Here is a 21,258-nt window from a genome sequence, read left to right as displayed (position 1 = left end):
ATTCATACTGCTGCGTCAGGCATTTTTGCCGAACACGACGCCTCCATCAATATAAAGCGGTGAGCCCATCATAAAGCTCGACTCATCGGATGCAAGAAACAGCGCCGCCTTCGCTACATCTTCCGGACGGCCTAATTCATTGCTGAGCTGCCGTGATTTTAGCGATGCGATGGCAACCTCTGGGTCCTCGTAGGAGGTGCGTAAATAGTTTTCAACAAACGGCGTCATAATCGTACCCGGCAAAAGTGCATTTACACGAATATTGTACTTAGCATAATCGACCTGCATCGATTTGGTAAGTGCCAGTACCGCTCCTTTGGTAGCTGCATAAGACGCGCGGTTTGCAAGACCCATCTCTGCAATACAGGAAGACATGTTAATAATCGTGCCGCTCGCTCGTTCCATCATATGAGGCAGGACATACTTGGAAGGCAAATAAACCCCGCGAATATTGACCCGGATCACGCGATCCCAGTCATCCGGCTCCACCTCATGAAGCGCCCCTACACCGCTAATGCCGGCATTATTGAACAGGACGTCAATCCGGCCGTGCGCGGCAAGCGTTTCGCTTACCATGGATTGAACGGAATCTGGATCCGTAACATCCGCATAAACAAACGAAGCCCGCCCCCCTAGGGAGTTGATCTCTTCTACCGTTTCCTTTCCTTTATCTGCGTTCAGATCGTTAACAACAACAAACGCGCCTTCCTTGGCGAACAGCAGCGCCGAGCTCCTGCCAATACCTGAACCTGAACCGGTAATGAGGACAATCTTATCCGCTAATCTCATATACTAAGCTCCCTTCTATATTCGAATTCATGCCCCAAAACTAACCACGTGGCTCACAAAATGTTTCTATAGGCTAGGTCCGATACGGTTAATGCTGAATTCTTGATGGCCCAGCGTTTCTGCCTTCGTCCATTTTCCATCCGCTACATCTATGATTTCTTGCCATATTTTCTGTCCTGCCGACTCCAAACTCAGCATGCCGCCCAGCATATCGCTGACGTCGACGTCCATATTATCTTCCATCCGCTCAAACATCCGTTTGTTCCCTGTAATTTTGATGACTGGCACGACTGCTGCCCCCGTTGGCGTTCCTCTTCCCGTCGTAAAACAAACGATATGAACGCCCCCCGCTGCCATGCCCGATACACATTCGATATCGTTGCCCGGCGAGTCCATGAAGTAGAGTCCGCCCTCCGGTATTTGTTCCGCGTATTCGATAACTCCTTTAATGGGTGCTTTCCCGCATTTGCTAATGCAGCCTAGTGATTTCTCTTCAATCGTAGAAAGACCGCCTTCAATATTGCCGGGACTCGGATTACCGCCCCGCATGTCAGCGCCCATCCGCTCTACCTCTTTCTCGAAACGGCCGACAATATGATACAGCATATCCGCCGTTTCCGGCGTGGCACAGCGCTGTGCCAGCACATGCTCGGCGCCGATAATTTCGGTCGTCTCGCCGATAACGATTGTTCCGCCTGCTGCGATTAAAGAGTCCGCGGCTTCACCAAGTGCCGGATTCGACGACAAGCCGGAAGTGGCATCGGAGCCGCCGCATTTCACGGCTACCTTGAGTTTTGACAGTGGAACAGGTACTTTCGGCTGACGCTCAAGCTCCGCCATCATTTGTTTGACTAGCTCCGTTCCATGCTGGATCGCTTTCACCGAGCCGCCAACCGACTGGATATCAAATACTTCCACCAGTTTGCCGGTTTTACGAATATCCTCTGCAAGCGCGTAGGGATCCACTACCTCACACCCTAGACTGATGATGATCACTCCGCCTACATTTGGATTTTTCCCAGTTCCCGACAGCACCTCGAAAGTACGTTCCTTGTCCGCTCCGATCTGGCTGCAGCCATGCTGATGAGGAATGGCCACAGTACCTGGTACTAGCTGCATGATTCGGTTGCAAACCTGATTGGAACAGATGACCGTTGGAATGATGAGCAGATGATTGCGAATGCCAATATCTCCGTTCGCTCTTTCGTACCCCATAAATGTACTCATGCTTCCACCTTCCCGGCTATATCGCCTCTGCCGCGTATTCCTTCAATATTGTGGACATGAACATGCTGCCCCGCCAAAATGGCCATACTCGCTCGCCCAATGGTTTCGCCGTATTTCCGCACTTCCTGTCCTTCACTAAGTGCCTTAATCGCCAGCTTATGTCCGAATGGAATAGCATCAAGTGCTTTTATTTCATGAATTTCCTCACCATCTCTGTAGCGAATGGTTTCTTCAGCTTCAACATCACGCAGCGCCATCACAACATGATCACGGTCATCCATAATTAAAGCATCGACGCCATCTGTCATTTGTTGTTTCATTCAGCCACTCCTCCATCTTTTGTTCGTTCATGACTAATCGGTTTACTATCCAATTTTTAATCGTTATCCTTCATAATAATCGAGCATTTAAGATATGAAAATTGCGAGAAAACGCTTAAACATACCCTATTTTGACTATTATTCGGATAGCCATTACACTAGTACCGAACAGCATATTTTTATATCTTCCTCATCAAGGAGGCACCGCCAAAATGAAGCCGATTCGCAAGCAATTTGATGCTGCTGCTTCTTTTCCATTCGAATTCAGCTATCGTGCGGTAAAGGATTCGCATAATGAGCTGCCCAACCACCTGCATGATTGGCATGAAATCGTCTATGTCCATTCGGGAAAAGGCGTGTTTTTTATTGATGGCTCCTTCTATGCCATAGAACCCGGTGATTTATTTCTGCTCCCTGGCAACACCGTCCATCGTGCATTGCCGGATGAAGAAGCGCCGTTGACGGTGAGCGCCATTTATTTTCACGGTCGTATTGTTCAATGGGACTCCTTAGGCGATACCTTTTCTTTTGTTCAATGCTTTGAGGAGGCTAACAAGCGGAAGAGCCAGAAGCTCAGTCTGGATACATCCGACCAGCACTTAATAGAAACGATGCTGATTCATATTAACGATGAGTTGACGATGGATAAACCAGGGCGCCGCCATGCTGCCGTCCTTCATCTGCTCCAGCTGCTGCTTCTGCTGAATCGCCAAATACCCGCTCCAACAGCCGAACGGAAACATACGGGTGCACCGGAGTGGATGAGGCTAACGCTTCGTACAATCGACGAACATCCTTTTGGTGACGTCAGCCTATCCACGCTAACCGCCAAAGCGGCAGTGAATCCATCACATTTTACGCGTGTCTTTAAGCTTCTTACTGGTATGACGCTAACTGAATATGTCACGGCAAAACGGATCAGTCACGCCAAGGAGCTCCTTCTATCCTCGGATGCGCCAATCCATGCGATAGCGAGCGAATGCGGGTTTGAGAGCCTGCCACATTTCCATCGCACATTCAAAAAACTAACAGGAACGACGCCAGCCGGCTACAAACGCAGCAGCCTATCGTCAGACTTTAAATAGGCGCAGCAGGGACTTCATGTTAAGCAGGTTAGCGGATGGATTGATAAATCATCGTACTGTTATCTAAATACAGCTTCAGCTCCTATTTGGTACGATGGGTTCAATTGTTGATAACGAATAGGAGGAAATAAAACATGACAAGTCCATCTAATTTCGGTAGTTTAACGAATGAACAAATTGATTTTTATAATGAGCAGGGGTATCTTGTGCTTCCAAATCTGCTGTCGGAACAGGATTTATCGCCCGCCAAAGAAGCGATGAATAAGAAAGTATCCATGATTGCAGATGAGTTAATGCATGCAGGACTTATTAGCAATAAACTGGAGCATCGGCCCTTCAAATATAGGCTCGCGGAGTTGTTTGCGGATTTGACCTCAGAGGAATTTCTGAACTACGGTAGAAGCTGGCGTGATAGACTGCCTGGCTACTTCGATTTAATGAGCAATCCAAAAATTTTGGACGCTGTGGAATCCTTAATCGGGGGAGAGCTTTTTTCCAATCCGGTCTACAACACAAGACCAAAAATTCCGAAAGTTGCTGCTGGAGCAGTGCCTTGGCATCAAGATAAATCGTATTGGCCCGATGCCAATTCTAATCCTGTCATAACCGTTTGGATTCCTCTTGTCGATGCGAACGAAGTCAATGGCTGCTTGCATATCAAGCCTAAGACTCATCGCACGAAGCTATTGAAATGGCATAGCGAAAGCCATACAGGTACAGGCTACACGGCGTTGCATGAAAGCCAGCTGGGTAAAACAAAAACTGTCGTCTTGCCCGTTCCAGCTGGAAGCGCGATTCTTTTTAATGACCGTTGTCTGCATATGTCCACCCCCAATGAATCAGACGAGGTGCGCTGGAGCGTAGATTTGCGATATCAACCAACGGATCAAGATCCTATGCCATCCCATGGCGCAGGTTTTCTAGCAAGAAGCTATCTTCACCCTGAAAGAGTAGCCACTCTGGAAGATTGGCTTGCAGAAAAGCCCGAACACAACACATAAAATAAAAGGGAGAACGCCGCACTACTTAGTTTTTTTCAGCCAGAAGAGCGAGATATGCTCTTCTGGCTGTTTATTCTAGAAGCTGCAGAACTTCAGGAATGGCGAATTTAAAACTGAATAACTTGACCTGCACTAATTCTAATAGGCTTATCGCCCACGCTTATCCAGACGTCGAGCGCAGAAGGGTTATGAACAATGCTTCTATCGACTGAGAATCTAAGTCTCTCGAGCGCTTGCATATAGGCTATAATCTCTGCATTCGTAGCATGCCAGATGGTATCGTTATCCTTTAGCACCTCCCCCGCTTGATCAATAATCTCCCAGTTATCGTCATTGTCAAACTCATAGCTATGGCCCCAAACATAAAGCAAAGACATTCTACTAAACCATTCCTTAAAGTCTTTGAAAATTTCAACTTGTTCTAGCAATTGTTTATGATGACATGTTGGATGCCAACGAAGCGGATCAGCTGGCATATCGAATCTGCCATTGCTGTTCACCGTTCTAGCATATTCAATTCCAAGCGCTGGAAGCATCGCAACGACTTTGTCATTATAAGTTCCAAAAGGATAACTCATTCCACGTACCGGATATTGTACAAGACTCTCCAGCGTCCGCCGATCCTCCAAAATTTCATGTGCTACTTGATCTGGTGGAGAGATTTCTAGAAAAGGGTGACTAACCGTGTGCGCAGATACTTCATGGCCTTGAAAGAGCGTCCTAACCTCTTCCGCTGTAATATATCCCTCGCGCCCAAGAAAACCAGAGTTAAGATGAAAGGTACCTTTGAAGCCATACTGATTTAATTTCGCTACGAGCTGCCGGTCTTGAGTGCGCCCATCATCATAGCTGAAGGTCATAGCCTTCGTTCGTCCTTCTGGAAATAACGTGTACTGAACTTTCATCACATTTCGTCCTCTCTTATTCTCTTTGCTCAGCTGGACTATACACACTGCTAAAAGAAAAACCCATCAGTTCGATGGGTCAAGCTTTGTGGATAATTACAGCATACCAGGCTTCAACTGCAAAGTAAGCGCTATATCCTCATTATTCCAGCTTGCACTAATAGTTGCAAGCTCTTTTGTACGTTCGATTTGCGGCTTGAAGCTCTCGACTTCTTCTCCTATGCAAAGAGAGAAAAGAAATGCAGCCTCGTTCAGTTTTTGAAAATCAATAACCTTCTTTTCACCGGTATGAAGTACAAGGTCGATGCCGAGCAAGTCACCCTCCCTAGTTACTTCCCAGCTCCAGTCTCTTACTTCCTCGCCTGCACTCTGATCATCAAAGGCTGCAAACCAGCTGCGCAGCAATACCAGCGTCTCCCCTATTCGCAGGCTAACACTGCCTTTCTCCACTACGGTGCTGACCTGATCCAAAGCGCCGCCAATTTCCAGACGGAATCGCAAATCTGACGCTTCGATTGAGCCATGAATCATATCCAAATTCGGGTGGGTATCTCCGCCATTGACGACAAAATTCACTCCAAACAACAGATGGTTCTCCCGCTGCTCCCCATGAAAAATAGCAGAACAATAATCATAACCATCGTGCAGCGCACGCAGATGCAAGTAAGTCGCCTCGCCGCCATTATCAACATAGCCGAGCAAAGTCCTTGTCTGGTTCCACATAATCTCTTTGTTGAAGCAGCCGAGTGAATAGGTCGACGTCATATAAGTAGTTGCCCACTTCTCTTTACCGTTTCCATTGATCCCGAAGCATTCCCTTATCGTCCGCTGACCGAGCGTAAGGAACCCTTCTATATATTGCTCTGGACATACAGCGCCGCACTTATACCAATCTTCATAATAAGGAAGTTCATCCTCCGTATAGAAAGCCAGCTTTCCTCCGGTTGCTAGTTGTAGAAAAGCTTTGCTTTGAGGGGTAAGCAGCGTTTTGTAACAACGGCTGTGCGGACCGGACCACTGCCTTGTACCGGCATGAAAATGATCCGCTACACTTTTCCATGCGATGTTCAGCAAGTTGTTTCCAAGCTGCTTTGCATGGGCATTGCTCGTTTCCGTTACAATAGCAGACAGCTCCAAAATAGCAACATAAGTGTATGTCGGACTATTATACTCTTGGAACGCCTGCCGAGGCATTGTATAGTTATGCAGCTTTTCCAGTCGTTCCAATCCGTATTTTGCATAATCCTGCCGCTCGAACCATTCACCAGCGATGAGCGTAACGAACGCGCCCATAATCGCAATGTTAGTGTAATGCGRTCCAACATTCCGAATGATAATCGCGTCACAGGCATTACAAATAGCTTGTTTCACCGACTGCCGCAGCGTCTCTGGCAGCCTTGCATCGTGCCTTGAAATGATCAGCACAAGCAGCTTGCCGCAAAAGTCAGCCCAGTTCCAATCAGGAGGGGACATTTGATCAAGCGGCTCCTCATAAAACCAAGACCAGATACCGAACGTATTGCGGCTCCGATCTGTATCCTGCAAGGAAACGATTTGCTCAATGATATCGAAAGCACGCTGCTCATAATGTTCTTTCCCTGTATCCAGCAGACCCAGCGCATAGCTGAGCGAACTCCGTGTTGAATGGATAAAATCAGCCTGTTTAATGGTCGTATGATAGCCGGGACTACTGAAGGGTGACCTAAGTAAACGGTTTTCTGAATTGTACTGGGAGTCTAGGGAATCAATCAGCTCAATCAATTTGTTTCTGTTATCGAATGAATGATTGGAATTGTCCACTATGTTCATTTCATCCCTCACCTGTAATCGAGTTATCTTCGTTTGCTTGCTCAGAAGTCAGCAAAAGCTTAAATTCTGACAACAGCTGTAAAGTTAAGCCTTGCCCATAAAGTGTAGGATAGATCGGAATCTGATTATAAGCGTCCACGGATGGCATAATAGGTGTTCCGCCCGAGACACCTGCAACTTCACCATTAGAATTAATTAGCGACAACACTTCCGATAGCGTTCGCTCAGCCGGCTCCAGAAATGAGGCGTCAAGCATACCTGTGTTGACCCCTCTGAGAAAACCGCATGCAATTCCAGCACTTGCCGAGGTTTCTTTATACGTATCCGTGCGATCCAGCACCGTATGCCACAGCCCGTCTGCAGCCTGACAAGAGCGTAGTGCAGCGGCAAGAGTGGAATATCGTTTGTTAAGCTCTGTTGGTATGGCTGCTAACCCGCTGATTTCACTTACAATCTCGGGTATGCTCATAACGATCCATGCATTGGCGCGAGCCCAACGAACCGCTGATAAATGGTCGCCTGCCTCACAGTTCCAGCCGTGAAATAACAATCCCGAATTCGAATCCTGCAGCAGCTGCAAGTGAAGCATGGTCTGCTCTAGTGCCTCTGTAGCCAACTGTTTATCACCCGTCGTTTTCGCCAGCCTAGCTAGAAATAAGACAGCCATAAATACCGTATCTGCCCAAACCTGTTCACGGAATTCTACCGCCTCCGTAACGGTGTGCTCGAAAGCCCGCTCGCGTGTGCGCGGCGCTTCATTCAGCATCCATTGTGAAATTTCCTGTGACTTGGCGAGCAGCCAAGCCTCTCCGGAGCGGCGATATAAGGAAGGAAATACGGCAAAAGGCGCCATTGCATTAATTACTTTCTGAGCATCGGCCTTATGCTTATTCTGCTCTACCCATTTTTCTACGTACTGGATCGCTTCTTCTTGCCCTGACTTCTCACCATAATCCAAAATTGAGATGATACCGACACCAGGAACCCAGTCCCACTGGTTCATATCCATGCCCCAATTCCCCTGATGATCATCGGTCATATAACTGTAGATCTTGCTCATTGCCTCTGCAATCTGCCCTGTCATATCAGTTCTCCTCAATTAATTGATCAATGTCGATGATGCCAATCCATAAGTGCTGATCCTCATCTGCAAAAGTAAACGACACCTTTTTACTATCGGGACTGAACATGGGGTGGGGATGCCCGGGATGATCTCTCCATAGAGGCAGCTCGCACAGCAGCTTGGAGGTTCGCTTCACCAAATTGATGAGGACGATTTTGCTTACCTTCATCCCCTCTTCAAACGTATCCGCAACGGCATAACGCCCATCTGGACTCGGCGCTACATGCCAGTACCTGTAGTCGCCATTGATAAGTTCATGATCTTTGCCCGTTTTTTCAACCCGATATACTCCTGTTGGTTTTAGCGGGCTTTGCGGATACTTGACGAAATACAGATACTCCCCATCTGCTGCCCACATCTCGTGCCCCACATATTCCACATGCTCACCTGTATCCAGCCGCTGCTGGCGAAAAATATTACGTATCTCACGCGTCGTTGTATCCGCAACGTAGATACGATCTGCAATATGGTCTGTCCTGCCCTCATGGGCAAAAAAAACAAGCTGATCATAACGAGGATTAATCATCGAATGATTCGCAATAGGGTAGGGCTCTTTAAACCCCGGTGCAGCAACAACAGAGACCTCACCTGTGAGGACCTCAACAATCCCGATTACCCATTCCTCGCCGCGTTTCCAGTAAGTCCCTATTTTCTTTCCGTCATTTGTGATGGAGAGTGGACCATACACCTCAGTCCCAGCCTCCATTCTGCATACGTTACGAGACAGCATCGTATGCAGATTAAACTCATAAATCGCAGATCCGACATAATAATAGAAATAATCATTTGACGATACAACGCCGCATCCCCAGCTGAGGTTTTCTATCAGTGTTTCAACCGCACCCGTCTCTATATCAAAAAGAACATAACGCCCTTTAAAGCTCGCATCTATATCTGTACAGACCATAATATTGCGGCTGTCTGCCATCCAGGTTTGTGCTGTAAAATAGTTTTGGCCGGTATCCGTACCAGGGTTCCCAACAGCCTGAATAGCGATATTCGTTAAAGGATCCTTCAATTTGCGAATGATCATGCTTCACCTTTCCTCTCCTCTATATTTCAAACCTCTCCATCTTGTTCTCTCCGCGCCCGCTCTCTGAATTCCGTAGGCGTTAGCCCTGTTATTTTCTTGAATAATCTCACAAAGCTATTCACATTTGTATAGCCTACACCCTCCGCAATATCGCGTATTTTCTCTTCTGTATCCTTCAGCAGCTGCTTGGCCTTGTTCATGCGCGTCTCCATCAAATAATCGATAAAATTGCATTCCTGCTGTTCTTTAAACAGCTTGCTGAGATGAGATACGCTCAAATGAAATTCGCTCGCGAGCAAATTAAGCGACAGGTCGCTGCGCATATAATGTTTTTGAATATAGAGCATCACATTGTCAATGACATCATTTCGTTCTCTGCTGCTTCGCTTTTCCTTAATTCGTTCGATGAAGCTCGAGAGTGATTGTATCGTAAAGGCCTCAAGATGGTGCAGCTGCTCATACTGGTTCAACATTTCAACCATGTACTGCTCCGGCAAAATCCCCTCGGGGTCAACGCCAATTTCAACAGAGGCTGTCGCGGCCTTCATCAGGCATTGTACAATCAGCTGCATAATCATTTCCGGCGGCACGACATGCTCGGTGAACGATTCGAACCATCTGTGTACTTGCAGCTTCATCTTGTCTGTATCTGACACCTTAACCGAAGCGACAATCCCATCTGTCATCGCAAATAATCGGTAAAATTGCGGGGATTGCTCACTGAACACATCCTCTTTCGTAATAATCGAATTGCTCCCCATTACGAGCTTATAGCTCAGCGCCTCAAGCGATTGCTTATAGGAGCGATGAATTTCGTTGACCGTTTCAACAATATCTCCGATGCCAATCGTAATCGTGCGGTTAAAATACTCCTGAGCGAAATCCTTCATTAAATCAGCTACTGCGACCGCCCGCATCATATGGCGCTGCGGATCATCTTGATCACCGAAGCTCATAATGACAGCGCATTTGCCAATGCTCACTTCCACTGCAATGCCGCGGCTCTCCGCATTCATCAGCTCCTCTGCTACATTGCAGAGCGCATAGGCATAAAGCTGCAAATCCCGCGGCGAAGCAATTTCATGCTTGTTGTCAAATTCAATGCTCATGACGACATAATGCTCTAGATACAAACTAATGCCAAGCATATCCATATAAGGCTGCAGCACTGCAATATTTTTGCGTTTCTCAGAAAGCAATTCAGTGAGCAGCTGCCATTTGATAAGCGGCTTGCTCTCAATCACCTGCTTATGCAGCTCTTCCCGATCTTGTAAAATATGCTGTACCGTCGATTCGAAATATTGAAATTCATCCGTATATTTCCGTGTTGTTCCTTCCTTCGGATGGATTGTCAAATGCCTAGTCATCGCCTGAATAAAACGATTAACTGGCTTGAAAATCCAGCGGCCTACCATCGCTGCCGATGCCGTCGCCACCACAAACAATACAATGGCAAGAATAAGCAGGCCATTGCGAATGGCATAAAGCGGCTTTAGAAACTGCGCTTCTGGCACTACCCGAACAATATTCCATCCCGTATAGTCTGACTTCACATAAAAAACGGAAGATGCTGTCCTTTCAACCTGCTCAGAAAAATGGCCGCTCGTTTCCGAGGCATTCAATATTTGGTTAATATACGGAAATTCACTAATGTCCTTGCCCAGCTTGCTCTGGTCTGCATGCAGCACCACGACGCCTTCACTATCCATAATAAAGGTCTGTCCTTTATCCATCGCAGCCGTATTGCGTATCAAGCCGTACAGCAGATCCTCCTTAATATTTACGGCGATCGCACCTTCCCGCGTACCTGACGAATGAATAAGCGGATAAGAGCGTACCAGCGTTACAACATTGCGGTATACCGGATATTGCGAATGATTAAGCTGTACCTTGCGAGTCGACATCCAATTGAAGTATCCATCATACTGCTGAAATTCTGGAATCCATGAAAAATCCAGCTTATAATCCTGTTCAGTCAATACATTTCCTGAAACGAGCCGCTGCGTGCCATAGGAATAAAGATCGATGGAAAAGAGATAATCAATACTATTAATCGCATTCGTAATTAGAGTGGATACGCGGAAAGCATTGTTCTTACTCTCCAAATCGGTCAGCTCATCATTGAAGAACCGTCCCACCTCAGACGTCTTCAGCAGCTGAATTGCCGATTTATCAATATGCTTAAGTGACAGCTCCAGCTTCTGATCCAGCTGTCCTAGCAGTTCCATGTTCGTACTGGTCAACTGCCGCTCCAGCTGTCGGTTGAATACGGAGTACGTCAAAAATGCAGAAGAAAAAACGAGGAAGAACAGCAGCATCGATAGTACTGCAACCGCTTTTACAAGCCGCCGATTTTGTACGAGCTTCATATCTGTTCCTCCTTCATTTTTGTCTTATCGCGCAAATGCTATCTAAAAGAATCTAGAAGCTGGCTTTATTGTCTTCATACCACTTCTGGGCAATCTCTTCTGCTTTTTCACCGCCAAGGCGTTTCCATTCCTTGCGAATCTGGTCCAGTGCCCATTGACCTGTATATTTGTCTCCTTGGGTTACGGCATTAGCACGTGTTTCCTTAATGAAGGTATCCAGTGTTGAACGGATTTCATTAATTTCATCAAAGCTTGGCTGATATGGAATATCGCGGCGGAACTCATTTTTCAACGCAATATCGAGCGATTCCATATCAAGCTTAGCAATGCGCTGTGACAAATCATCGCTGGCCGCTTGAACAAGCAAATTCTCAGCTTTAAAGCCGCTCTCGTCACGCAATACCGCATATTCGCCTGCATAAATCACTTCTTTTGTAAATTTGTCTGGATCCAGACGCTTTGCAACGTCACCTGCCTTCTCATAGTGCACGCCTTCCTCACCATTCACGAGTGTGAACCAGCCCTTCTCCAAAATYCAGTCCAAATACTCCATCGCAGCCTTCGGGTTTTTCATATCCTTATTGAAAGCGACGTAAAATAGCGGCGATGCTTCTTGATACGTACCATATTTGCCATGCGAAGTAGCTACAGCCTCGAGTGGCTCTGGTTTTGCATCCGGCACATTGATGAGCAGATCCTTCGTCATAATATCCATATTGCCGCTTCCCCATTGCCCCATATAGATTCCAGCTTTACCTGTTGTCCACAACTGGGTTGCACGCTGATTGTTGCTATCCGTTAAATATTCACGATCAACAAGTCCCAAATCATACAGCTGCTTCTCCAGTTCAATCGTTTCACCAAAACGATCAAGGGTTGCACCATATACCATTTTCCCATCTTCCACATACCATTGATTGTTCATTGCCGCATATAGAGCAGAGTAAATATCGAATGTCGTATGACCGACTATTGGCGTGCTGTCTGGGTAGCGTTCTTTCATCGCTTTGGCTACAGCAACAAGCTCTTCCACTGTCGTCGGCCTCTCAAGCTTCAATTCGTCAAGCCAATCCTGTCTTATCCACATGCCATGGTTTACAATGCCGGTAATCGCACGTTTCGTCACTGCCGCATAAACTTCTCCATTGAAAGTAATATAGGGCAGCAAATCCGGATTTTCTTCCAAATATTTTTTGTAGGTCGTGCTGTATTTCTCAATATAATCACCGATCGGTTGAATAACTCCTTGGGTGACCAGCTTGCCAATATATGTCCTGTCATATTCCCACAGCAGGTCCGGCGCTTGTTTCGATGCAATCAATACGTTAAGCGCATCCTGTGCTTGGTTACGCGGTACAGGTACGATCGTTACATCAATACCCGATTCCTCGCGAATCCATTTTACCCAGCGATTTTCTTCATAGGTACCCTCATCGCTTGACACTGCTCCTCTATCAAACGTGGAAATGCTGACCTTCTTAGGCATCCCATCATAGGGGTCTTTCTCGCCTGTAGAGGACTCGTTGGCAGGTTTGTCAGTGGCCTTGTTTGTTGTACTCGTAGAGCTGCTGTTTTCCCCACTGTTGGAACACGCCGTTGCCAAGAGTGCCATGATCATAACCAGCATAAGCAACATTTTTCCTTTTTGTATTCTCCTCTGTTTCATACTTGACCTCCTACAAAATAATTTTTTTATATCAAAATGTGCATACTTGGCACCCTTGATATTCAGCTCATGCCGTACATTATCCTTTAATCGAACCAAGCAGCACGCCTTTAATAAAATGCTTTTGCAAAAATGGATACACACACAGAATCGGCACGATAGCAAACACGACTGCTGCAGCCCGAATGCCTTCCGGCGTAATCGAGATTTGCGACACACCTTCACCGCTTCCGCGCAGCAGTTCTGGACTTACCAAATCGATCATCTGGTACAGCTTCACCATCAATGACACTTTATCCGTACTTCGAATGTAGATTAAGACATTCATATAGGAATTCCACCAGCCCACGGCATAAAACAATGTTAATGCAGCGATGACCGGTTTGGAGAGAGGCAATATGATTCGCCATAAAATAGTGAAATCACCGGCACCGTCAATCGCAGCGGATTCTTCCATCTCGTCAGGCAGACCTTCAAGAAACGACTTCATTACGAACATATTGTAAGCGCTTATAAGTGCTGGCAGCCAAAGTGCCCAATACGTATTGGTAAGTCCAATGCTATTGATAAGCAGAAAATTAGGAATCAATCCGCCGCTGAACAGCATCGTAAATAAAATAGCCATCAGCATGACATTTCTGCCTTTTAATCTTGCTTTAGAGAGCGGATAGGCAGCAATGATCGTAAAAATCATATTCAACGCGGTGCCGATGACCGTAATGATGATGGTGTTCTTCATCGCTACGATTAATTGGCCGTCTTTTAGCAGCTTTAGATAAGCTTCCACATTGAAATCAACAGGCCACATGAAAATTTCTGCCGCATTGATTGCCCTGCTGCTGCTGAATGATACAGCAATCACGTTAATAAACGGAAACAACGCCATGTAGGCAAGCAGCGCCAGCAAGATGTAGTTAAGCCAGCGAAATATGACCGAAAAAACGCTTTGTTTTCCAAGCTTCAGGTTGCATCACTCCTTTCATCCCTTACCACAATCCCCGTTCTCCCAGCGCCTTAATGATTCGGTTCACCGACACAATAAGAATGAGCGCAATCAGTGATTGGAATAAGCCTAATGCGGTTGTGTAACTGTACTGCAGGTTGACAATCCCCCTTGTGTACACGAAGGTACTGATAACCTCGGCCACACTCGTTACTGCCGGATTCCGCAGTGCATAGACCTGCTCGAAGCCAACGTCCATCATTTTGCCTACTTGCAAAATAAGAAGAATCGCAATAGTACTGCGAATGCCTGGCAGTGTAACATGCCAGATCTGTCTTATTTTATTGGCACCATCAATTTTGGCTGCTTCATACAACGTCGGATCAATCGAGGCCATCGCTGCCAAATAAAGAATTGTCCCAAATCCTGCTTCTTTCCAAATACCGGACACGATGAACGTCACCGGCCACCATAGCTTATCTGCCATAAAATAAATTGGCTCTATTCCAAACGCCTGCAATAAATAATTCACTATGCCTGTAGATGGCGATAACAGTGCAATAATGATGCTTCCGAGGACGATCCACGAAATAAAATGTGGAATGTAGAGCAAGTTTTGCAATGTTCGTTTGTACCACTCCGCCCGAACTTCATTGAGCATGATCGCGAGYAGAATCGGGGCAGGAAAGGCAAAGAGCAAGCTGTACAGGTTAAGCAGCAGCGTATTTTTTAATACGATATAAAACTCGCGACTGGCAAACAACTTTTCAAACTGCTGGAACCCTACCCAAGAGCTTCCCCAAATCCCATCGGATAATCGATAATTTTTGAAAGCAATGATTTCCCCAGCCATCGGTGCGTATTTAAATAGCAATAAATAGATGGCTACTGGCACTAGAAGCATATAAAGAAATCGATTGCGTTTTAATTCCTTCCGCATGGATCTTATCCATCTCGAGCCTGCTCCTGCTTTGGGCATTTTAGGCATGGGAGCTAGATTCGCTGACTGCGAATGTTGCTTCAAAGTAATCCCCCTTTCTTTTGGCATGTTATCATTCTGTTCAGCAACGCCTTGCCAACTTAACGTAACATGTACAGCTGAATGCGGAAATCTCCACTTTTTGTGCTGCTATTCCTTCACTCTGAAAGCGCACCTTCCATTTTTGTGATGCTATCCCTTTTTCATTATCTATCGGCTGAAATCCCTTTATTTACTTGAGATCTGGGATTTCAGAATACAAAGTCGAAGTTAGAGAGGCAAGCTTGTGAAGCGCTTGAAATTGTTGCCTACAAGGTTTTCATATGAACAACATCTCGCTAATAATAAAAAAAGATCACCCGTATTAGGTGATCTTTTTGTTTCAACTATAAACTTTGCCCACATTTTATGATTTGAAAAATTCGCTCGTATTTATTAATCCTTTTATATAGTCGATCACTTCATTAAGACTTACTCAAATGATTAATTATTATTAGAATGAACTGTGCTGCCTCTGCTCTCGTAGCATTAGATCTCGGATGGAACATATTATTCCCTTTTCCCTGCACGAGGCCCGCTTCATTTAGTGCTGCCACAGAAGGCATTGCCCAAATAGGTATGTCCTTGGAGTCCGCAAACTGAGCGTTCAGGTTTGTATCCTTATTCATGTCTAGCGCTCTTGCAACTAGTACGGTCATCTCCGCACGCGTTATAGGCGCATTAGGAGCAAATAAATCGAGACTGATGCCAGAAACAAAGCCCACTTTCACAGCTGCTTGCACGCTTGCTGCATACCATGCATCCTCTTTTACATCCTTAAACATCTGCTCATCCTGAGAGGCTTCGAGGTTTAAAGCTCGAACCAAGAGAGAAACAAATTCCGCACGTGTCGTATTGCCTGAAGGCTTGAACATGGAATCATTCACACCATTCACAATATGCTTAGCCGACAACACTTGAATCGTTCTTGAAGCCCAATGGGTAGTGAGCATATCGCTAAACGTCTTTTTGAATTCCAAAACTGCATATTTGCTCAAATGCTGAAGTTTAACTGTTAATGTTTTGGCACTGCTGTTTACCTTCCCACCTTCATACTCCCAAACCTTAGTCAGCTCGTTATAGTAGTAAATCCCGAGAAGCTCCTCATCAACACCATTGGCATCATAGGGTAAAGTAATCTCTACACCGCCTTTTGCCCCTTTAACTTCGACCACGCTGCCGTCTGTCTTTTTTAACTTCATGCTAATTTCATATACCTGACCTGCAATCGTTATTTGTGCAGCTGCATTTTGGGAGGCAGTCCGAATGTCTCCCGATTCGGTCACTGGCTTAACCTCGACTTCAATTGCTGCCCCTGCACCAAACTGTCCTCTCCACGAATTGAGCAGATTTCGATCAACAGTAACGATTACCGAGCCCGCTTCCACAGATAAAGGATAATCTCCAATTTGCGCTAATGGTATCGATGCGACCGATTCGTCGCTGCCTAGCTTTAMCATCGCTTTACCATTTTGAACTGACACTACGCTTCTATTTGCATTTCCATTGCTTCCACTAGAGCCATTATTACCGCTATTTCCACCATTGTTGCTGTCTGTCGAAAAGTCTAATTGATCTAAATATTTGATTTGCCCTTTGGGTTCATTCCCATTAAAGCTCTGAATCCAATTCGGATCCGTAATAACCCAAAGCTTTCCATCCCTAATTCCCCAAGCCTTGCCATCCGGCGAACTATAAAGCACCTGTGTCGTACTTGTCGCATTTGGATTAAGTACCTGTACCGTTGTTCCATTCTCCAATACCGTAAATTCATTCGTAAAATAGGCATCAATCTCTGGCAACGCTCCTAGGTTTTTGCGGTAGCCCATATAGACGGTATTTCGTTTGCCAGCCTTTAAGCTTCCCTGTGCCAAAAGAGCTTCGCCGTAGAGCGTTGTCGCTGGATCGTCCTCCAAGCTGACGACTAAGACATTCGTAGCTATATTGGGATCAAAAGTAGGCACAACCCATTTATTATCGAAGGTTTGAAGCGTGGCTCCGCCCCGATAATCATTACCTGGGAGCACGACATTCCGTCTATTCAGCATCCACCATGTCTCTCCAGCAGGATATACGTAATAAACTTCTGGTAGATAAGTTTCAATATGTGCTAGAGAATCAGGAGCTAGAATCGCATCCTTGTATTCTTTGAGCCAATCGAACTGGATCGGTTTCGCTGTATAATAAGCGTAAGATTCTTGGCATGATGTAAAGTAATCGCAATTAAAGAGAAAATCATAGATGCCTTTGCTCCCTGCCTCCAATACCGAATCAAAATGATTAAACATCGTTTCTTTGTCCGGATAGCCCTTCTCGCCGGATTGATATTTACGTTCCATATTTTCGTCCAGCTGCGTTTCCGTCGTTAAAAACCATAAGGTTTGTGCCGATTGTTCGATTAGCGAAAAGGTATACCCGGATCGTTCTCTCACCAAGTATTCCGTATCGCCGTAAATTTCTCCCCCAACGCCCGCGATCCCTCCAGTCTGCTTGTCATTAATAAAGTATTTCCTTGTGGTTCCAGCGTGTTTGAACACGACGGGCACGTCAACGACACTATTTATCGCATCTGCAAATTTCATTAAATAATCGTTATAGGAGCCCTCTCTGAAATCGACAAAATCATCCCATAAAATGCCGTGATAAGCATCCGCCGCATACGTGGAACCCGGGTTACCCTTGTCAACCAAATACAATTGGTTGTTCCACACAGCCGATCCTTCTCCCCGAACTATGGGCACTAAACGCGCCGCCGTTTCATAAGATTCAACGGGACTGCTCATTTTCCAAGCCTCATTTAGAGCATTCAATGTGGCGTATTTCTGCTTTAACCAAGCCACAAATTGAGCACTGTATATGGGAGAGTCGAACAGGTAACCCTCGTCGCTGTTGTATATTCCTGATTCGTTCGTAACAGGATCAACAAACAGTCTAAAATTGGGGCCCAAGGTCACCTTGCCAAGCGTGTCTACCATACTATTAATAATCGAATCTCCAGCATCCCAGATGTTCCTCAAAGTATGGCCAGAATACTTAACCTTAGGGGTAAAATAAACCGTATAGGACGTACTATTCGCACTCGGAAGAACAACATCTGCGTAAAGCTCAAGTGTAGTGGAACCCACCTTCCGAATATTCTCTTCACCGGATTGAATAACTTCACCCGTAGCCGGATTCATGACCACATACAGCGCTGATATAGCATCCTCATAGCCTGAGATTTGAGATGTTGGTACCGTTAAGGTCACTTCTCCGCTGTTCACGATATTCTCTTTCTTTAATACACCCGCTCCTTCATACGCTCTTGGCATATAAGCGGAAAGGGTCAACCCTTGGGCTCCTTGAACTTGCAGGCCGTAAGTAAAGCCTTCCTGGTCTAAGTAATCCAGCATTTTCTGCCATGCCCATGCCGGAACCTCCATGACAGCCGTATTGATATACATATCCATTGCGCCATGTGCCTTCATATATTGCAGCACTTCTACATCCTTATCCCAGTTGACTTTATTGGCTGCAGCATCTGTTTTGGAGTAAAAGAGCAAATAATCCGAAGTAAACATACCGCCGATCGGCACGAACGGTTTGCCATCCCAAATCATCGTATGCGACTGGTTAGCATACCAGAAATGAGATTGCCCCAGCTTCCCATCGGTAAAAGTACCGTGCGTTAAGGGCTTGTAATTCGTACTGGACGCAGCGACTGTTACTTCAACTTGCCCTGCTGTCACCTGCTCTGCTTTCAATTTGTGGAGTCCCCATTCCACGGTATAGCTGTCGGCTGGCATTCCTTCCGGCAACTTAAAGCTAAACTGTTCCTGTGCTTCAACATTAGCTTGGAGCCCGGAAGTATTCACAGYAGCAAGCTCGGCAACATACCAAAGGACATCGCCTTTATAAAAGCTTAGATATGCTGTCGTATCGAAATCTAAGGCTTGATTCAGTCGATAAGCAACAGCCCCGGAAAATGATCTAGCACTTGTCTGGGTCGGCTGCAGCTGCAAGTTAGTGATCGTTGCTCCTAACACAGGTACAGCAGTGTTCGCATCTTCTTGTTCGATATTCAAATTGCCTACTTTAAGCGATTTCTCTCCATCAGCTGCATTAGTATAATGACTATCCACAATACCGGTACGGATTTCATTTTTTCCTTTTGGAGCATTAAACGGGACCGTTAACTGAATCGTTTCCGTATGCTCCTCGCCAGCCGCCCAAGCTGTTTTATTAAACTCCTTAACCGCCCGTGATACAACTTCTCCCTCATAAACTAATTCAACGAAGAAGCTTAAGGTTGCATTGACTCGCGCTATGGCTTTATTCGTAACCGTAACTCCTACTTGCTCTTCACGATTCGCCAACGCTTTATCTAGCGTGCCTGTTACGTATTCATATTTAACGGCTCCCTTATCAAAAGGTTTAGTTAAACCATTTGGCTGCCATCCCCAACCGACAGGTACGACGGCGATTGCATCGATGCCTTGATTGTACAAACCATCGCTTGCTCCTTGCCTTGGCGTATTGGTTAAAAACGCTAGGTTATGCTGTCCTTTGCTTAGCTCTGCGCTGCTTAATTTATGCCAGTAGAAGGGCATAYCTTCAGCCACAAATATGGAACCCTCCGTCACAACAGGCGGGGTTGCATTGGAACCTTCGTCCAGCTTCCAGCTCCAAGGGGACATCCAAATGCTTATGCCGGTTGCTAGCACCCAGACGTCGTAGCTTCCTGTTTGAGGTATATCCACTTGATAATCCGCAGTTGCCGCGGTAGCTGGCGTATTGGTTTGCAGCAAGAGATAGGTGCCACCGCTTGCCAGTGAATCAGCCGTTCCATGATAACCTCCCTGTACAGAATCAGCATTTTCTCCTTCTGTCCATGAGTAACCTTCATCCACTGGCTGTTCAGGTATAACGGGAGCTGCCGGTTTATTCAAACCATTCGGCTGCCATTCCCAGTCAACAGGTACGATGGCAATGGCATCGATCCCTTGATTATATAAACTATCGTTTGCCCCCTGCCGAGGAGTGTTCGTTAAAAATACTAGATTATGCTGTCCTTGAGTCAGCTCGGTACTATCTAGTTTATGCCAATAAAAGGGCATGCCCTCTGAAACGAAGATCGCCCCTTCCGTAACTGCGGGAGGTGCATTATACGAGCCCTCGTCCAGCTTCCAGCTATACGCAGACATCCAAAGACTCATGCCGGTCGCCAGCACCCATATATCGTAGTTTCCTGTTTCAGGGATATCTACTTCATACTCTGCAGTCGCAGATGTGCCTGGCGTATTCGTATGCAAAGCGAGGAACTTTCCTCCGCTTGCTTGCGATTCATCGTTCCGATAATATCCCCCTGGAGAAACAGATAAATAGTCTTCCCCTTCTGTCCACAAGTAAGCATCTGCCTCTGAGGTACCATCCCTTAAAGTGTTCTCGTCAGATGCTGCCCCATTCGATATAACCGGTAAGCTTGAAAATAATAAGAGGAAGACAATCGTCCATGTCATCCCCTTCTTTAAAGCTTTAAACCTCTTGCTCCTCATGATTAAAACCCCTCTCCTTTTATTAAAGCGCTTACATTAATGATGATATGATGTCGACTCAATATGGTAAATGGAGTATTCGAAAGTCGCAGGGGGAATATTTCACATTCGGACCGCTTGGCAGAACCACTCCATTGCTCTATCGTTTATGTCCAGCTCATGAGCTCCATCAAATACTTCTCTCGACAATCGGTGCATGATATTCAACTGCCCATAAAGCTCAGCTAGTTTGTCCAGCTCTTTACGCGCATGCGCATAGTGGAACAGCTCATCCTTTTTGCCCACCTCAATATGCAGAAATCGCGGACAAATTAATCCAGCTACTTCTGCGTCTAGAAACGTATTGCCAGCATTAAACCAAGTAAAATCAGACCAATCATACTTAAAGCGATCGTTGAAAAAACAGGATGAGTACACTGCCTTAATACGAGTATCC

Annotated in this window: 15 protein-coding genes; 2 read left to right on the top strand and 13 right to left on the bottom strand. The window is 46.0% G+C overall.

Going from position 1 to position 21,258, the window contains the following annotated elements; translation table 11 throughout:
- Positions 1 to 15: 15 nt before the first annotated feature.
- The 3 genes from AB4Z17_RS17315 to AB4Z17_RS17305 form a co-directional block, all read right to left on the bottom strand.
- Complete coding sequence (locus tag AB4Z17_RS17315) at positions 16 to 789, bottom strand: SDR family NAD(P)-dependent oxidoreductase (RefSeq protein ID WP_441961057.1); 774 nt, start codon at positions 787 to 789, stop codon at positions 16 to 18.
- 66 nt (positions 790 to 855) lie between these two features.
- The gene (locus AB4Z17_RS17310) at positions 856 to 2,016 is read right to left on the bottom strand and encodes a UxaA family hydrolase (RefSeq protein ID WP_441961055.1); all 1,161 of its coding nucleotides are present in this window, start codon (positions 2,014 to 2,016) and stop codon (positions 856 to 858) included.
- On the bottom strand, positions 2,013 to 2,336 hold the full coding sequence (locus AB4Z17_RS17305) for a UxaA family hydrolase (RefSeq protein WP_076267085.1): 324 nt from the start codon (positions 2,334 to 2,336) through the stop codon (positions 2,013 to 2,015). The genes AB4Z17_RS17310 and AB4Z17_RS17305 overlap by 4 nt, the downstream gene beginning before the upstream one ends.
- Positions 2,337 to 2,548: 212 nt before the next feature.
- Here AB4Z17_RS17305 and AB4Z17_RS17300 point away from each other — a divergent pair, with 212 nt between their 5' ends.
- Positions 2,549 to 3,421, top strand: a complete 873-nt coding sequence (locus AB4Z17_RS17300) for an AraC family transcriptional regulator (RefSeq protein ID WP_339204815.1) — start codon at positions 2,549 to 2,551, stop codon at positions 3,419 to 3,421.
- 134 nt (positions 3,422 to 3,555) lie between these two features.
- The gene (locus tag AB4Z17_RS17295) at positions 3,556 to 4,422 is read left to right on the top strand and encodes a phytanoyl-CoA dioxygenase family protein (RefSeq protein ID WP_441961053.1); all 867 of its coding nucleotides are present in this window, start codon (positions 3,556 to 3,558) and stop codon (positions 4,420 to 4,422) included.
- Between the two features lie 107 nt (positions 4,423 to 4,529).
- Here AB4Z17_RS17295 and AB4Z17_RS17290 read toward each other — a convergent pair whose 3' ends face one another.
- From AB4Z17_RS17290 to AB4Z17_RS17245, 10 genes are all read right to left on the bottom strand, one after another.
- Positions 4,530 to 5,327, bottom strand: a complete 798-nt coding sequence (locus AB4Z17_RS17290; protein ID WP_441961068.1) for a polysaccharide deacetylase family protein — start codon at positions 5,325 to 5,327, stop codon at positions 4,530 to 4,532.
- Positions 5,328 to 5,423: 96 nt separating this feature from the next.
- Positions 5,424 to 7,136, bottom strand: a complete 1,713-nt coding sequence (locus AB4Z17_RS17285; protein ID WP_441961052.1) for a hypothetical protein — start codon at positions 7,134 to 7,136, stop codon at positions 5,424 to 5,426.
- 1 nt (position 7,137) lies between these two features.
- Positions 7,138 to 8,220, bottom strand: a complete 1,083-nt coding sequence (locus AB4Z17_RS17280) for a glycoside hydrolase family 88/105 protein (RefSeq protein WP_441961051.1) — start codon at positions 8,218 to 8,220, stop codon at positions 7,138 to 7,140.
- Between the two features lies 1 nt (position 8,221).
- On the bottom strand, positions 8,222 to 9,292 hold the full coding sequence (locus AB4Z17_RS17275; protein ID WP_441961049.1) for a TolB family protein: 1,071 nt from the start codon (positions 9,290 to 9,292) through the stop codon (positions 8,222 to 8,224).
- 26 nt (positions 9,293 to 9,318) lie between these two features.
- Positions 9,319 to 11,661, bottom strand: coding sequence for a helix-turn-helix domain-containing protein (locus AB4Z17_RS17270; RefSeq protein WP_441961047.1), 2,343 nt, complete (start codon positions 11,659 to 11,661; stop codon positions 9,319 to 9,321).
- A 52-nt stretch (positions 11,662 to 11,713) separates the two neighbouring features.
- Complete coding sequence (locus AB4Z17_RS17265) at positions 11,714 to 13,327, bottom strand: extracellular solute-binding protein (RefSeq protein ID WP_441961045.1); 1,614 nt, start codon at positions 13,325 to 13,327, stop codon at positions 11,714 to 11,716.
- Between the two features lie 79 nt (positions 13,328 to 13,406).
- Positions 13,407 to 14,213, bottom strand: a complete 807-nt coding sequence (locus AB4Z17_RS17260; RefSeq protein WP_083681751.1) for a carbohydrate ABC transporter permease — start codon at positions 14,211 to 14,213, stop codon at positions 13,407 to 13,409.
- A gap of 100 nt (positions 14,214 to 14,313) precedes the next feature.
- Positions 14,314 to 15,294: an ABC transporter permease gene (locus tag AB4Z17_RS17255; RefSeq protein WP_441961043.1), complete on the bottom strand. Its 981-nt coding sequence runs from the start codon at positions 15,292 to 15,294 to the stop codon at positions 14,314 to 14,316.
- A 419-nt stretch (positions 15,295 to 15,713) separates the two neighbouring features.
- Positions 15,714 to 20,822, bottom strand: a complete 5,109-nt coding sequence (locus AB4Z17_RS17250; RefSeq protein WP_441961041.1) for an S-layer homology domain-containing protein — start codon at positions 20,820 to 20,822, stop codon at positions 15,714 to 15,716.
- Positions 20,823 to 20,924: 102 nt separating this feature from the next.
- The coding region (locus AB4Z17_RS17245) for a hypothetical protein (protein WP_441961039.1) at positions 20,925 to 21,258 on the bottom strand (334 nt) is incomplete at its 5' end.

The sequence above is a fragment of the Paenibacillus sp. TAF43_2 genome, from assembly GCF_052113545.1.
Taxonomy (GTDB): Bacteria; Bacillota; Bacilli; order Paenibacillales; family Paenibacillaceae; genus Pristimantibacillus.
This window is presented reverse-complemented; position numbering and strand designations above follow the sequence as displayed.